14 protein-coding genes are annotated in these 14,663 nt (G+C 72.2%); 11 read left to right on the forward strand and 3 right to left on the reverse strand.

Annotation, left to right across the window (positions count from 1 at the left end; genetic code table 11):
• Positions 1-37 precede the first annotated feature (37 nt).
• Complete coding sequence (locus H7827_RS24395; RefSeq protein ID WP_432747347.1) at positions 38-655, reverse strand: hypothetical protein; 618 nt, start codon at positions 653-655, stop codon at positions 38-40.
• Between the two features lie 70 nt (positions 656-725).
• A complete protein-coding gene (locus H7827_RS24400) occupies positions 726-1,541 on the reverse strand; it encodes a GNAT family N-acetyltransferase (protein WP_432747348.1) in 816 nt (271 codons plus the stop codon).
• A 357-nt stretch (positions 1,542-1,898) separates the two neighbouring features.
• On the opposite strand from H7827_RS24400, the gene H7827_RS24405 reads away from it, so the two are divergent.
• The 7 genes from H7827_RS24405 to H7827_RS24435 all read left to right on the forward strand — a co-directional run bounded on the left by H7827_RS24405 (position 1,899) and on the right by H7827_RS24435 (position 10,494).
• A complete protein-coding gene (locus H7827_RS24405) occupies positions 1,899-3,128 on the forward strand; it encodes a right-handed parallel beta-helix repeat-containing protein (RefSeq protein WP_432747349.1) in 1,230 nt (409 codons plus the stop codon).
• Between the two features lie 233 nt (positions 3,129-3,361).
• Positions 3,362-4,009: a GntR family transcriptional regulator gene (locus H7827_RS24410; RefSeq protein WP_432748052.1), complete on the forward strand. Its 648-nt coding sequence runs from the start codon at positions 3,362-3,364 to the stop codon at positions 4,007-4,009.
• On the forward strand, positions 4,006-4,914 hold the full coding sequence (locus tag H7827_RS24415; RefSeq protein ID WP_030733904.1) for a dihydrodipicolinate synthase family protein: 909 nt from the start codon (positions 4,006-4,008) through the stop codon (positions 4,912-4,914). Before H7827_RS24410 ends, H7827_RS24415 begins: the two co-directional genes overlap by 4 nt.
• Positions 4,911-6,662 carry an L-arabinonate dehydratase gene (araD, locus tag H7827_RS24420; protein WP_432747351.1) on the forward strand — a complete coding sequence of 584 codons (1,752 nt, stop codon included), beginning with the start codon at positions 4,911-4,913 and terminating at the stop codon, positions 6,660-6,662. Before H7827_RS24415 ends, araD begins: the two co-directional genes overlap by 4 nt.
• A gap of 10 nt (positions 6,663-6,672) precedes the next feature.
• Positions 6,673-7,827 carry a Gfo/Idh/MocA family protein gene (locus H7827_RS24425; RefSeq protein ID WP_386535176.1) on the forward strand — a complete coding sequence of 385 codons (1,155 nt, stop codon included), beginning with the start codon at positions 6,673-6,675 and terminating at the stop codon, positions 7,825-7,827.
• Between the two features lie 89 nt (positions 7,828-7,916).
• The gene (locus H7827_RS24430) at positions 7,917-9,248 is read left to right on the forward strand and encodes a pectate lyase family protein (protein ID WP_432747352.1); all 1,332 of its coding nucleotides are present in this window, start codon (positions 7,917-7,919) and stop codon (positions 9,246-9,248) included.
• A 100-nt stretch (positions 9,249-9,348) separates the two neighbouring features.
• Entirely contained in the window at positions 9,349-10,494 is a 1,146-nt protein-coding gene (locus tag H7827_RS24435) for a serine hydrolase domain-containing protein (protein ID WP_432747353.1), read from the forward strand.
• Between the two features lie 267 nt (positions 10,495-10,761).
• Here the strand turns inward: H7827_RS24435 and H7827_RS24440 are convergent, their stop codons facing one another.
• The gene (locus tag H7827_RS24440; protein ID WP_386535185.1) at positions 10,762-11,445 is read right to left on the reverse strand and encodes an HAD family hydrolase; all 684 of its coding nucleotides are present in this window, start codon (positions 11,443-11,445) and stop codon (positions 10,762-10,764) included.
• 107 nt (positions 11,446-11,552) lie between these two features.
• Between H7827_RS24440 and H7827_RS24445 the strand changes: the two genes are divergently transcribed.
• From H7827_RS24445 to H7827_RS24460, 4 genes are all read left to right on the forward strand, one after another.
• Positions 11,553-12,761 (forward strand): helix-turn-helix domain-containing protein, encoded by a 1,209-nt coding sequence (locus H7827_RS24445; RefSeq protein ID WP_432747354.1) that lies wholly within the window; start codon positions 11,553-11,555, stop codon positions 12,759-12,761.
• Positions 12,762-13,190: 429 nt separating this feature from the next.
• A complete protein-coding gene (locus tag H7827_RS24450) occupies positions 13,191-13,730 on the forward strand; it encodes a hypothetical protein (RefSeq protein ID WP_432747355.1) in 540 nt (179 codons plus the stop codon).
• Entirely contained in the window at positions 13,727-13,936 is a 210-nt protein-coding gene (locus H7827_RS24455) for a hypothetical protein (RefSeq protein WP_386535192.1), read from the forward strand. Before H7827_RS24450 ends, H7827_RS24455 begins: the two co-directional genes overlap by 4 nt.
• A 415-nt stretch (positions 13,937-14,351) precedes the next feature.
• On the forward strand, positions 14,352-14,621 hold the full coding sequence (locus H7827_RS24460) for a hypothetical protein (RefSeq protein ID WP_432747356.1): 270 nt from the start codon (positions 14,352-14,354) through the stop codon (positions 14,619-14,621).
• The last annotated feature ends 42 nt before the right edge of the window (positions 14,622-14,663 follow it).

Here is a 14,663-nt window from a genome sequence, read left to right on the forward strand (position 1 = left end):
CCTCGGGTGCGGGGAGCTTTCCGGTGCCGGGCACCGCTCAGCGGATGCTGCCGATCCACTGGGGGTCATCCGCCCAGAGGTCCTCGTCGTCGCCCCAGTAGGAGGCGGTGATGAGGATGTCGGCGCCGTGCGCCCCGGTGTCGAAGGCCCAGCTCTGGCTCTTCTCGGTGCTCACGCCCGGGGCGAGACGGCCGGTCAGCCGCTGGTCGCCCTCGTACATGCCGAACTGCACCTCGCCGCCGCTGGTGGCACCGGCCACGCTCAGCGCGAGCGAGTCGAGGTCGGCCGGCGCGTCACCGGTGTTGGCCACGGTCACGTGCACCCGGAACGGGGTCAGCCCTTCCTCCGGCCGTTCCCACTCCTCGATGCCGGCCGGGTCGAGGGTCTCGATCCGGTCGACGGTGACGGCGAGTCCGCTGTGCTCCCAGGTGTGGGTGGCGCCGAGGTCGAGGTCGTCCTGCCCCCGGGTGTCCGGTGCGGGCGGCTCCTGCGTCTCCTCCTCGCCGGCGTCGTCGTCGGACGCGTCGTCGTCCCCGGGGGGCTGACTCTGCGTCGGGAGAGGCAGGGCCGCGTCGCTGTCGTCGCAGGCGGCGGTGAAGGTCAGGGCCAACGCCGCCGCGCAGGCGGCGGCGGCGCGGCGTGCGCGCACGTTCATGAGTCCCCCGAGGACATGCAGATGATGTGGTGATCATGCAGCGTAGCCGTTCGACGGTCGCCCGCGCACCCTACGCGACGCCCAGCGGATGCTCGGTGAAGTGCCCCAGGGAGACGAAGCCGAGCCCGCGGTACACGGGTTCGCCCTGCGCGGAGGCCTGCAGCACCACCGTGCGGGCGCCCGTCCCGTACGCGGTGCGCAGCGCGGCGGCGGTCATCGCCGTGCCGTGGCCGCGCCGGCGGTCGGCGGCCAGGGTGCTGATGTTGTAGAGACCGGCCACGCCCGCGTGGTGGAACACCTCGGCTGAGCTGACCGGGCGGTCCCCGTCGTAGCCCACCAGGTACCGCGCAGCACTGTCCGGGGCGAGCGCGAAGCCGGCGGTGCGGCGGAAGAACTCCACGACGGTGGCCGAGGCCGGCTCCCAGTTGGCGGACAGCACGGCGGCGTAGTCCACCAGTTGGGCGGCGGTGGTCACCGGACGGATGGTGAGACCCCGGGACGCGGGGGCCGCCGGGGGCGGCGGCTCCGCGAGGGCCTTCCACATGGCCGCCTCCCGCTCGGCCGCGCCGAACCCGGCGGCGGCGAGCCGCTCGCCGAGGTCGGCGGGGGAGGAGGCCGGGCCCACCCACCAGGAGAACGGCCGCCCGGTGGCCGCCAGGTTCCGCGCCGTCCCGGCGATCCGGGCGTCGGCGGTGCCGGGCGGGAACCGTGCCCCGGCCACGATGTTGAACGTGTCGTCGGCCAGCCCGCTGTCGGCGATCAGCAGATCCCCGCCCTGCACGACGGACGCGCCGGGCAGCCGCCGGTGCAGGTGGCAGGCGTGCTCGGCCAGGTTCCGCTCCGTCAGGGCGGCGATCCCGTCCGTCCTGCTGCTCTCGTCCGTCATCCGCTCCAGCTCTCCTCACTCGTGGCCCGGTACCGGCCGCGGGACCACCTCATCACAAGCCGGTCATGCCGGACACCGGATTCCGGTGGACGCCGGGCGGCGCGCGGACACCGGCACGGCCCCGCGCCGCCCTGTCGTGGCGGGCCGCACGTCACCGTGTCCGGGTCCTTGACGGGGGTGGGGGCCGTTGCGAGGATCCCGGATGGGCCGGGTCCCCCTGCGCGCGCCAGCCGTAAGCGCTTTCACCCGGCCCGTGGTCACCGCACGCTCCTCCGGTTCGCGAGCACCGGGTACGGGACAGTCCCGCGCTTCTCGTGAATCGATTCAGCACACTCCCCCCACCGTAGGAGAGAACGCATGGGAACGCGCAAGATCAGAGCCGTGACGCCCTTCCGCAGGCGGAGGACCTCCCTGGTCGTCGCCGGCTTCCTCGCCATGGTCACGGCCGCCGCCACCCTCACCGGGGCCGGCGGCGCCTCCGCCGCCGATGCGGCCGACACCCGCACCACCGCCGCCGCCGGAGTCGCCGCCGGTGATGTCGGCGCCCTGGCCTGCGGCGACTCCGGGGCACATGCCCAGGCCGTGCAGAACGGCAGCACCTGGACCGCGCCCGGGTACTCCGGCACCGACATGCTCGCCGCCATGCGGGCCGCGGTGAACAGCCTGACCCCGGGGCGCACCAGCAAGCAGCGCGTCGTGGTGCGCGGGTCCGGGAACATGCCCGCCAACCAGTCGCTGGACCTGCCCAGTTACACCATCCTGGAGGTCTGCGGCACGATCAACGTCACGGGCACCCCGGGCGGTGACCACGCCGTGGTGCGCGGGCGCAACGTGACCGACATCGAGGTGCCGTACCTCAACGTCACCGGCGCCCCCTACTTCGGGGTGTTCGTGCGCAACGGGACGAACATCACCCTCGGCCAACTCGATCTGCGGCTCTCCGGCGGGTTCGGCGTCCGGATCGACAACCACAGCAACCGCAACGTCCGTACCCGCAATGTCCGCATCGACAACGTCTACGTGTCCGGTACCAACAACCACGGGGTGGAGACGTACGGGGTCGACGGGCTGACCATCGGGACCGTCACGGCCAGGAACACGGCCTACTCGGGGCTCCTGCTGAACGACACCATCAACGCCACCGTGCAGCGGGTCGACGGCCAGGGCGCCGGGACGGGGACCGGCTACGCGGCGTTCCGGATGGCCAACCGCAACGGCCGGGTCGGGGACGGCTACCCCACCAACATCCGGGTGGGCGAGGTCATCGCCCGCGGGGGCGGGCGCGGGATCTTCTGCGTGTCGGAGAGCGGCGGCGCCGTGATCGACCGCATCGACATCGCGCAGACCGGCAGCAACGCCATCCTCATCGAGAACTGCTACAACGTGACCCTCGCGGCCGTCGGCGGCACGGTCAGCGGCCCCGGGGACATCCGGATCGCCGCCCGTACGGAGTTCGCCAACACCCGGGACGTCACCCTCCAGAACCTCACGGTGACCAACTCGGCGGTCAATGAGAACCCGTGCGGCGTGAACATCCAGTTCCGCAACCTCACCCTGAACAACTCCAGTCGCAACACCTGTAGTTGATCGCAGCGGCGGAACACCGGCCGGCCCGCTCGCGCGGATGTGCGCGGCGGGTCGGCCGGTGGTTCGTAGAAAGCCCTTTCCCCCAGTTCTGTCGCAACCGTTGACGTCCCCCGCGGCTCCCTCTAGCGTGCGCTGTGCATCTCATACGTCATACGCCATATCTCATATACGAGACGAGCCAGCCCACGCCATGAGCCCCCCCGCGTCCCGGCACACCCCCGGTTCCCGTCCCCATCCCCTCCCGGACCAGCTACGTCCTGGAGCATCTGACCCACGCCATCCTCAGCGGAGCGCTGGCGCCCGGGTCGCCCCTGGTGGAGACCGAACTGGCCGCCGGCTTCGGGGTGTCCAAGACCCCGGTCCGCGAGGCGCTGAAGACCCTCGCGGGCCGTGGGCTGGTCGAGATGAACGAGTACAAGGGCGCCGCCGTACGCACCGTGGACGCCGGCATGGCCCGCGCCGTGTACGACATCCGGCAGCTGCTGGAGCCCGAGGCGCTGCGCCGCACCGTCGCCGCCGGCCGCGAGCTGGCCCCCGCCCGCGAGGCCCTGGCCCGCGCGCTGGCCGCCACCGACCCCGCCGACCGCGCCGAGGCCAACCGCGACTTCCACCGCGCCCTGTACGCCCCCTGCGGCAACCCGCTGCTGGTGAAGACCCTTGACGACCTGCGCGATCAGGCCGCCCTCGTCTCCTCCGTCGCCTGGCAGATCACCCCCAGCTGGGACGGCGAGGCGGACGAGCACCGGGCGATCCTGGCCCGCGCCGAGGAGGGCGACGCCGACGGCGCCGCCCGGCTGTTGCACGCGCACATAGCGGGGTTCGTGTCCCGGGCGTTCCCCGAGGACACGCTCCCCAAGGAAGGCAGTGAGAAGACACCATGACCGACTTCGCGGCCCAGCGCGCCGCCCTCGCCGATGTGGTGGCCATCCCGGTCACCCCGTTCGACGCCGAGGGCGCGCTCGACCAGGACACCTACCGCGCGCTGCTGCGCAGGCTCCTCGACGGCGGCATCCGGACCCTCACGCCGAACGGCAACACCAGTGAGTTCTACTCCCTCACCCCGGCCGAGCGCCGCCTGGAGGTCGAACTGACCGTCGCCGAGGCGGGCGACGAGGCGCAGATCGTCGTCGGGATCGGGCTGGACCCGGCCACCGCGGTCGCCGACGCCCGCGCCGCGGCCGACGCCGGCGCGCACCTCGTCATGGTGCACCAGCCCGTCAACCCGTACGTCTCGGCCGAGGGCTGGGTGGAGTACCACCGCGTCATCGCCGAGGCCGTACCCGGTCTCGGCGTGGTCCCCTACGTGCGCAACCCCCTCCTGGAGGGGTCGGCGCTGGCCCGGCTCGGCGAGCTGAGCCCCAACGTCATCGGCGTGAAGTACGCCGTGCCGGACGCCGTACGGTTCGCCACCTTCGCCCGCGAGGCGGGCCTGGACCGGTTCGTGTGGGTGGCCGGCCTCGCCGAGCTGTACGCGCCCGGCTACTTCGCCACCGGCGCCACCGGCTTCACCTCGGGCCTGGTGACCGTCGCGCCGTCCGTCTCCCTCGACATGCTGACCGCGCTGCGCGCGGGCGACTACCCCGCCGCCATGAAGGTCTGGGAGCGGATCCGCGGCTTCGAGGAGCTGCGCGCCGCCCAGCAGTCGGCCAACAACGTGTCCGTGGTCAAGGAGGCGCTGGCCGTGCTGGGCCTGGCCCGCCGCGACATCAGGCCGCCCAGCGCCCCGCTGTCCGCCGAGGGCCGCGCGGCCGTGGCCGCCATCGTCGAAGGGTGGGACGTGCGATGAGCGAGGAGACCGCGAACCCCACCGGGGACTTCGACCCGGCCACCCTGCGCAGCCACCAGTGGTACGGCACCGACGGGCTGCGCTCGTTCTCGCACCGGGCCCGTACCCGGCAGCTGGGCTATCTGCCCGAGGAGCACATGGGCAAGCCCGTGATCGCCATCCTCAACACCTGGTCGGACATCAACCCCTGCCACCAGCATCTGCGCGAACGGGCCGAGGCCGTCAAGCGCGGGGTGTGGCAGGCCGGCGGCTTCCCGCTGGAGTTCCCCGTCTCGACGCTCTCCGAGACGTACCAGAAGCCCACCCCCATGCTGTACCGCAACCTGCTCGCCCTGGAGACCGAGGAGCTGCTGCGCAGCTATCCGGTGGACGGCGCGGTGCTGATGGGCGGCTGCGACAAGACGACCCCGGCGCTGCTGATGGGCGCGGCCAGCGTCGACCTGCCGACCGTCTTCGTGCCGGCCGGGCCGATGCTGCGCGGCCACTGGCGCGGCGAGACGCTCGGCTCGGGCACCGACATGTGGAAGTACTGGGACCAGAAGCGGGCCGGGAAGATCGGCGACTGCGAGCTGGCCGAACTGGAGTGCGGGCTGGCGCGTTCGCCGGGCCACTGCATGACCATGGGCACCGCCTCCACCATGACCTCCGCCGCCGAGGTCCTGGGCGTCACCGTCCCCGGCGCCGCCTCCATCCCCGCCGTGGACTCCGGCCACAGCCGGATGGCCGCCGCCGCGGGACTGCGCGCCGTGGAGCTGGTCAGGCGCGGTGAGAAGCTCTCGAAGTTCCTCACCCGCGAGGCGTACGAGGACGCCGTCACCACGGTGCTCTCGCTGGGCGGTTCCACCAACGCCGAGATCCACCTCATCGCGATGGCGGGCCGTTCGGGCGTGGACCTGACCCTGGACGACTTCGACCGCATCGCCCGTACCGTCCCGGTGCTGGCCAACCTGCGGCCCGGCGGCGCCCACCTGATGGAGGACTTCCACTACGCGGGCGGCCTTCCCGGACTGCTGGCGCGCCTGGGCGAGACGCACCTCCACCTGGACCGGCCCACCATCAGCCACCCCAGCCTGCGCGAGCAGCTGGCCGGGGCCCTCGTCCACGACGACGACGTCATCCGCACCCTGGACAACCCGCTCGCCCCCGAGGGCGGCGTCGCCGTGCTGCGCGGCAACCTCGCCCCCAACGGCGCCGTCATCAAGCACATCGCCGCCGAGCCGCACCTGCTCCAGCACACCGGCCCGGCCGTGGTCTTCGACGACTACAAGACCATGCAGAAGAACATCGACGACCCGGAGCTCGGCATCACCGCCGACAGCGTCCTGGTGCTGCGCGGCTCGGGCCCCCTCGGCGGCCCCGGCATGCCCGAGTACGGGATGCTGCCGATCCCCGACTACCTGCTCAAGGAGGGCGTCACCGACATGGTGCGGCTCTCCGACGCCCGGATGAGCGGCACCAGCTACGGCGCGTGCGTGCTGCACATCGCCCCCGAGTCGCACGTCGGCGGCCCGCTGGCGCTGGTGCGCACCGGTGACCTCATCACCCTGGACGTCGAGGGACGCCGCCTCCACCTCCACGTGGACGACGCGGAGCTGGAGCGCCGCCGCGCCGACTGGCAGGCGCCGCCGCTGCGGTACGGCCGCGGGTACGGCGTGCTGTACGAACAGCACATCACCCAGGCCGACACCGGCTGCGACTTCGCCTTCCTCTCCCAGCCGGGCGAGGTCCCCGAGCCGTACGCGGGCTGAAGGGCCACTCATGACAACGAACAGCAACAGCCCGCTTCCCGTGGTGCTCGTGGGCGCCCGGGGGCACGGCCGCTGGCATCTGCGCAATCTGCGCCGGCTGACGGCGAGCGGCGCGGTCACCCTCGCCGGGATCTGCGAACTCCAGCCGCTGACCGCCGAGGAGCTGGGCGAGGGGCTCGGCGCACCCGTCCAGTCGGCCGACCTCGCGGAGCTGCTGGAGCGCACGGGCGCGCGGATCGTCATCATCTGCACGCCCATCCACACCCACGCCGACCTCGCGCTGATCGCCGCCGGGGCGGGGGCGCACATCCTGCTGGAGAAGCCGCCGGCCCCCTCGCTGGCCGAGTTCCGGCGAATGGCGGACGGGATCGCGGCGGCCGGTGTGCGGTGCCAGATCGGCTTCCAGTCGCTCGGCTCGCACGCCCTGCCGTACCTGCGGGGGCTGATCGACGGCGGTGCGATCGGGCCCGTGAACGGGTACGGGGCCGCCGGCGCCTGGGTGCGGGAGGAGGCGTACTGGCAGCGCGCGCCGTGGGGCGGTCTGCGCCGCACCCCGGACGGCCGCGACGTGGTGGACGGGGTGCTCACCAACCCGCTCGCGCACGCGGTGGCCACCGCCCTCCACCTGGCCGGGGCCGACCGCGCGCAGGACGTCGACACGGTCGAGCTGGAGCTCTACCGGGTCAACGACATCGCCTCGGACGACACCTCCGCAGCCCGGATCACCACGCGGGACGGCACCCGCGTGGTCACCGCCGTCACCCTGGCCGCCGAGCAGCCGGGCGAGCCGTACGTCGAGGTGCACGGCGAACGGGGCCGCATCACCTTCTGGTACAAGCAGGACCGGGTACTGCTGGAACGCGAGGGCCACGAGCCGCAGTACAGCGACCACGGCCGGACCGATCTGCTGGAGAACCTGATCGCCCATCTGCGCGACCCGGCCACCGCGCTGCTGGTGCCCCCGGAGCGCACCGGCGCCTTCATGCGGCTGGTGGAGGCGGTACGTACCGCGCCCGAACCACGGGTGCTGCCGGACGCGGCCTGGCACACGGAGCCCGCCGTGCAGGGGCCGCGCCGCATCATCGACGGTGTCGACGCGCTGACCGCCGCCGGGGCGCGGCGGCTGGCGCTGTACTCCGAACTGGGGGCGCCCTGGGCCGGCTGACCCGGCCCGTACGCCACCCCTCGCCGTCGCCCCGCCGGGCCCGCTCGTCCGCATTCCCCTTTGTTCACCGCCGAATCGAAGGAGTCGCCATGCCCGTACGCCGTCTGAGAGCCGGTGCACTCGCCGGGTGCGCCGCGCTGGCCGTGGGCCTGCTGCCTCTGGGCGCGACCGCCCGGGCCGCCGGTCCCGCGGGCCCGCCGGACCCCTCCCGTACGGTCCTGGGGGCCGGTGACGGCTGGGGTGCGGCCGAGGGCGGGGTGACCGGGGGGTCGGACGCCGACCGGGCGCACACGTACACGGTCACCGACCGCGCCGGGCTGGTCGCCGCGCTCAACGACCAGGACCCCACCCCCAAGATCATCAAGATCAGGGGGACGGTCGACGTCAACACCGACGACGCGGGCCGGGTGCTCGGCTGCGCCGACTACGCGGTCGACGGCTACACCATCGAGGACTATCTCGCCGCCTACGACCCGCAGGTGTGGGGCTGGGAGAGCGAGCCGGAGGGGCCCCTCGAGGACGCCCGGCACGCCTCCCAGCTCGCTCAGCGCGAACGGGTGCGGCTGTCGGTCGGCTCCAACACCACCATCATCGGCGAGGGCCGCGACGCCCGCCTGCTGGGCGCCAGCCTGAGCGTGCAGAACGCCGAGAACGTCATCATCCGCAACCTCACCCTGGAGGACGCCGCCGACTGCTTCCCCTCCTGGGACCCCACCGACGGCCAGTACGGCAACTGGAACTCCGAGTACGACGCCATCGAGCTGCGCGGCGCACGGCACGTGTGGATCGACCACAACACCTTCACCGACGGCCGCAATCCCGACAGCGGGCTGCCGCACTACTTCGGGCGGCTGTACCAGCAGCACGACGGGCTGCTGGACATCGTGCGCGGCACGGACCTGGTGACGGTCAGCTGGAACGTCTTCCGCGAGCACGACAAGACCATGATCATCGGCAACGGTGACGGCGCGGGCGCCGACGACCGGGGCCGGCTGCGGATCACCCTGCACCACAACCTCTTCCACAACGTCAACGAGCGGGCGCCCCGGGTCCGTTTCGGCCAGGTGGACGTCTACAACAACCACTACCGGCAGGACGAGGGCGGCCGGTTCGGCTACAGCTGGGGTGTCGGCTTCGAGTCCCGTCTCGTCGCCGAGCACAACGCGTTCACGCTCGCCCGGGGGACCACCGCCGACCGGGTCATCCGGCCCTTCAACGACGGCCAGTCGCTGACCGCGGGCGACAACTGGTTCAACGGGCGCCCGGTGGACCTGATCGCCGCCTACCACGCCACCGGACCCGCGCGCCCGGTCGGCGAGGACGCCGGCTGGACCCCCGCGCTGCGCACCCGGGTCGACCACCCGGCGGCGGTGCCGGTCCTGGTGGGCCTGTACGCGGGCAGCGGCCGGCTCATCGGCTGATCCGCGCGCCGCTGCACAACGGTGCCCCGGCGGGCGCACGCCCGCCGGGGCACCGTCGCGCGGGCATACTTTCGGACAACGGAACGGATGAAAAGGCACAGTGTTGAGCGAGACGCACGGCCGCACGGCCCGGGGGTTCGAGCCGGTGCGGGAGGAACTGGCGGCGCTGCTCGCCGCCGACCCGGAACACTCGGCGCAGGTCGCGGCGTATCTGCACGGCCGCCCTGTCGTCGATCTGTGGGGTGGTCCCGGCCTCGGGGGCGAAGCGCTGATCGGTGTGTTCTCCTCCACCAAGGGCGCCGCCTATCTGACCGCCGCGCTGCTGGCACAGGAGGGCGTGCTGCACCTCGATCGCGAAGTGCGGCACTACTGGCCGCGGTTCGCCGCGGCCGGCAAGGAACGGGTCACCCTGCGGCAGCTGCTGACCCACCGGGCGGGCGCGATCGGCACCGAGGCCGGTTTCGGCCTCGCGGAGTTGGCGGACGACCGCGCGCTGGCCGAACTGCTGGCCCCGCACCCCCCGTACTGGAACCCGGACAGCGGGCTGTTCGGCTACCACACGGCGACCATCGGCGCGCTGCTCGGCGAGGTGGTGCGCCGGGCGACCGGACGCACGCTCCAGCAGGTGTACGAGGAGCGGATCCGCCGCCCGTACGGCATCGAGATGTTCCTGGGACTGCCGCAGGAGTACGAGGAGCGGGTGGCCACCGTGCTGCCGCCGCGGCCGCTGCCGGAGAACCCGTTCGCACCCGACCGCCTCGGCGGCATCGCGGGCAACGAACACCGCCCGGACGCGGGGCCGCTGTGGGAGTGGCCCAACTCCCGGTCGTTCCGGGCCGGTGGCCAGGCGTCGGCCGGGGGAGTGGGCAGCGCGCGCGGCCTGGCCCGGCTCTACGCGGCGGCGGTGCACGGTACGGCGGACGAGGACGGCACCCGCCGGCCGCCGCTGCTGCGCCCGGACACCTACGGCGGCTGGGCGCTGCCGCAGGTGGCGGGCCAGGACCTGGTGCTGGACATCCACCGCCCGTACGGCGTCGGCTTCATGATCGGGCTGCCGTTCCTGGGCGCCGGGTCCTTCGGACACGACGGGGCGGGCGGCTCGATGGCCTTCGCGGATCCGCGTTCCGGCCTCACCTTCGGCTATGTGCGCCGCCGTTTCCCGGTACCGGGCGGTGCCGGGCCCGACGCGGAACGGCTGGCCCGCACGGCGCGGGCCTGTGCGCTGGCCGTGTCCACCAGCGGGTGAACGGGGCGCCGCGCACCGGAAGGATGCTGTTGGCCGATCCAGCGGCATCCCCATGGGGCGGGGCGTCTTGTCGTTCCAGAATGTCCGTGGCGAAGGCCGCCCCAGACGGAGTCCCGGTCCTCGGGTGCGGCTGGGCAGCCGGTGGTGGTGGGCCCGGTACAGGCGCTCACCTCGCGGGCGTCGGGTACCCCGCCAGATGCGGTGGAAGGTGCTGGCCCCGCGGCGCCGCTGGTGCGTCCGCCCGTGACCGGATTCCGCAGTGCTGAACTAGTCCTTCACCCGACGGCCGATGGCGTCCAGGAGGAGGTCGATGTTGGTGAGGTCGGGCAGGGTTACGGATGCCCCGGCCGCGCGCAATCGGTCCTCGGTGCTCTTGCCGGAGGCGATGCCCACCGCGAGGATCTCGTTGGCGGTGGCGCCGTCGATGTCGGCCGGAGTGTCACCGATGACCACGATATCGCTCGGTTGACAGCCGCTGCGTAGCCGGGCAACGCGCACAAGGTCGGGTCGGTTGTCGGCGTCGTCTCCGAAGGCGCCGGTTGCCCAGTCCATTTCGGTGTCGAGACCGAAGGCGGCGAGCTTGATCCTGGAGGTGGCTGCGATGTTGCCCGTCGCGACGCTCTGGCGGATGCCAAGGGCAGCGAAGGCGGCGATGGCGGAGGCGGCACCGGGGAGGGCGTGGCCGCGTTCGCGGATCTGAGGGATGTGGGCGAGGTGCACCTCGGCGAGTGCTGCGGCGAATCGGGCGAAATCCGCGCTGCTCACCGCGATTCCGTGTTCGTGGGCGGTGGCCGCGAAGATGGTCTGATCGGTCATCCCGTCGATGAGGGCCTGCCGCTTCATGGGAACGCCGAGTGTCTGTTCGAAGGCCATGCCGAACAGTTGGCTGCCGATGCCGCGCATGGCGATGAGCGTGTGGTCGATGTCCCACAGCACGAGCAGTGTTGTCACCGGTTCCCCAGGGCACTGGCGGGTGAGTTCTGTCCGTCACAGGGTCCCACGGGTGGAGTTGAACTTAGACTGCAACGGAAAGTCATCATCCGATCGCAGGGGGCACCGTGGGTGCGCCGAAGCTCATCATTGGAAGGCGCGTCCGGGAGGTCAGGGAGCGGTCAGGCCGGACACAGGCGGCCATCGCCGGTTTGTGCGCGATCACGGTGGACTACTTGTCCCAGATCGAGCGTGGGTTGAAAACCCCTTCGGTCGATGTGCTGTGGGCTATCAGCCGAGAACTGGGCGTGCCGCTCACTCATCTCCTTGAGCAGGAGGACAATCGCCAAGCGCCAACCGAACCGTTGATTGCGCCCGGCGTTGCTGCCGCGCTGCTTGGGTATCAGGCCGTACTCGGCGATGATGCTCCGGTCGATGCGGTCCGGCTGCGTGAGCGGGTGGAGTCGGCTTGGGCATCGTGGCAGTCGGAGCCGGCGCGGTTCACTGCGGCGGCCAAGGTGCTGCCGCAGCTGATCGTGGATGTGGAGCAGGCGCTGCGTGCCTCGCGAGCGCCGGGGGAGGCAGCACTTCGCCGGGACGTTCTGCGGTGTGCGGCGGACCTGTACGGCCTGCTCCGCTCCTACTGTCGGCGGGCAGGCCGAACCGATCTGTCGCTCATGGTTGCCGACCGCGCGCTACGGGCCGCTGAGGACGCGGCAGATCCGATCCGCACGGCCACGGCTCACTGGAACCTGGGACACATTCTGATCGGCGACGGCCAGCCCGAAGCCGCCGGCGAGGTCGCACGGCAAGGAGTGGCGCGGCTCGGTCACGTGCCCGCGACGCGGGATTCAGTGGCGATGAAAGGCGCGTTGGAGCTGGTGGCCGTGGTGGCGCTTGGACGCCGGCGCCGTCATCACCAGGCACGCGAGCATCTGTTGTCTGTTGCCGGACCGCTGGCGGACCAGGCTGGCGAGACCAACGCGGGACGGACGGTGTTCGGGCCCACCAACGTGGGGCTGCACCTGTTGAGCATCGAGATGGAGGCCGGTGAGACCGGCGAGGCCCTGCGAGTAGCTGATCAGCTCATCATGGACCACATCCCGAGTCTGGAGCGCCGGTTCACGTTCGACCTCGATGTGGCCCGTTGTCATTTCCAGCGCAGGGAAGATGCCGCTGTACTGCTGCGTCTGATCGATCTGGAGGCCGAGGCGCCACAGGACTTGGCCCGCTCCCCGGTGGCACGGGAGATGGCCCGGGAACTGGTGAGCCGAGTGAGGCCCACCCTGCGGCGCCAGGCAACCGGGCTGGCCGACCGAATCGGCGTGGTCTGCTGACCCGAGCCTGTGGCACACCCGAACTGAGAGTTCGGGTAGGGGCGCCACCCGGCCTCTACGTTCGCGGCATCACCTCACAGGAGGAACGATGTCGACACCGTTGTCCCCGTGGGCTGCCGTCCGCGCGCCCAGACTTCTCGGAGCCCAGGCCCTGTCCCGGCTGCGGACCGAACCCGGCCCCATCCTCGTACACCCTGCTGAGCGCATGCTGTACATCCTCGTGTCGGCCTCCGCCGCGAGCGCATGGCGCCAGGCCGACACGGAGGTCGTACTGGCGGAAGAACTGATCCTGCCAGCGCCACACCGGGTGACACCCCCGGGCTCGTACTGGTTGATCTCCCCATGCCACCGGGGCAAGCAGATCAGGCTGACGGATGCTCCCGACCTGTGCGCCGCGATGAAGCCACGTGCCCGGTCCCGAGGGCCCCGATGACGTTGCCCAGCTGGATTCCGGCCGCCGGGTCCGGGGCGACCCGGGTGCCGTGCGGACGCTGGTTCAACGCCGTGCCTGTGCCGCGGGCAACGGGCGAACTGCTGCTGGCCCTCGTGCCCTCGCGGGGCGTCGTAGCCGACCAGACCAGCGACACCATGGTCTGGTTCATCCCCGCTGGCGTGCCCGCCACGTTCCCTGAAGGCGTGCAGTTGCTGGGCCACACAGACGCCACCTACGTCCCGTCGGCGGACAGGGGGCCCGAGCGGGGCGGGGTGTGGCGGTGGGTGGTGCTGCCGCGTGGTGACTGCCTCACCGACGCGGTCCCGTTGCTCACCTCGCTCGCGGCGGTGGCCGGGCGCGTGGCGGAGCGCTGCGTGTGGTGCGGAGGTGTGGCGTATCCGCCGGCGGTCATCACGGCGGCCGGGCCGCGCGGCCGACGGGTGACGGTGACGGCCTGCCAGCGGCACGCGGACGACGTGAGCGTCTTACTCCGTTACACCTCGGGGATTTCCGACACGGGGGGAGGGCCGGCATGAGAGCGATGTGCGCGCTCGGTTCGGAGGCCTGCGGGACGGTGCCCGAGCGGCTGCTGGTGACGGTCGCCGTCACTGCGGCCGGGGTGGTGCGTGTCTGCCCCCTGTGCGTGGAGCGGTACGCGCTGGTGCCGGTGGCCGAGCAACCGCCGGGCATGGCGGACCTGATACGGCGCACGGCGGGCGGTGGCGGCCGATGGAACAACTGATCATGGTCACCGCGATGTGCCAAGCGGCCGACGACGGCCGGTTGTGGCCATGGGCCCACTGGATGTGTCTGGACGCGCCCCACCCGGATACACCGTCCTGGCTGCGGACGGACTGTACATGCTGGTGCCATACGCCGAAAGCGGAGACCGCTCTGCGGCCAGTGCCGGGTGAGTACCTGGTGCAGGTGCCCGCGCACCGGCGTCCTGCCGCCGAGCGTGGGGCACGGCGGAGGGAGACGGCGTCATGACGCTCTCCCCGCGCGAGAAGCCGGCCGCCCCGTCCGCCCGATGACCGCCCGCCATGTCCCGGCGGTCGGCCCTCCGGGGCCGGGCAGGGGCCTCGTTCCTCCTGCCCTCGACCACCCGAGGGCAGGACAGTCCACCCTTCTTGCCCACTCACCTTGTTGAGACACCCATGAATCCCCGACCGCCCACATCGGCTCAAGACCTGCGTGCGAGCCGCTGGTGGCACGCCGGAACCTGCACGCGATGCCACCGGCGGGCCCTCGTCACCTGGGCCGGCCCGCCCGCCCACGGCGGCCGGTATCGGCCGGTGCTGCTGTGCGCGGACTGCGCGCCCGGCGCCCGGCCACGGCGCGTGCTGTACGTCCTGGGCACCGCAGGACTGCTGCTCACCGCTGCTTCTTCCCTGGCAGCCGTGGTGAACGCCTGGCGCTCGCCATGATCAACCCTGCGGGGACAAGCCCCTGATGAGCCGCGCGACAAC

This window comes from Streptomyces sp. JH002, from assembly GCF_050916115.1.
Lineage (GTDB): Bacteria > Actinomycetota > Actinomycetes > Streptomycetales > Streptomycetaceae > Streptomyces > Streptomyces xiamenensis.

Bases quoted from the DNA above. Each gene is read 5' to 3' on its own strand.
- H7827_RS24395 (WP_432747347.1), bottom strand. From the start codon at position 655: ATGAACGTGCGCGCACGCCGCGCCGCCGCCGCCTGCGCGGCGGCGTTG.
- H7827_RS24400 (WP_432747348.1), bottom strand. From the start codon at position 1,541: ATGACGGACGAGAGCAGCAGGACGGACGGGATCGCCGCCCTGACGGAG.
- H7827_RS24405 (WP_432747349.1), top strand. From the start codon at position 1,899: ATGGGAACGCGCAAGATCAGAGCCGTGACGCCCTTCCGCAGGCGGAGG.
- H7827_RS24415 (WP_030733904.1), top strand. From the start codon at position 4,006: ATGACCGACTTCGCGGCCCAGCGCGCCGCCCTCGCCGATGTGGTGGCC.
- araD (WP_432747351.1), top strand. From the start codon at position 4,911: ATGAGCGAGGAGACCGCGAACCCCACCGGGGACTTCGACCCGGCCACC.
- H7827_RS24425 (WP_386535176.1), top strand. From the start codon at position 6,673: ATGACAACGAACAGCAACAGCCCGCTTCCCGTGGTGCTCGTGGGCGCC.
- H7827_RS24430 (WP_432747352.1), top strand. From the start codon at position 7,917: ATGCCCGTACGCCGTCTGAGAGCCGGTGCACTCGCCGGGTGCGCCGCG.
- H7827_RS24450 (WP_432747355.1), top strand. From the start codon at position 13,191: ATGACGTTGCCCAGCTGGATTCCGGCCGCCGGGTCCGGGGCGACCCGG.
- H7827_RS24455 (WP_386535192.1), top strand. From the start codon at position 13,727: ATGAGAGCGATGTGCGCGCTCGGTTCGGAGGCCTGCGGGACGGTGCCC.
- H7827_RS24460 (WP_432747356.1), top strand. From the start codon at position 14,352: ATGAATCCCCGACCGCCCACATCGGCTCAAGACCTGCGTGCGAGCCGC.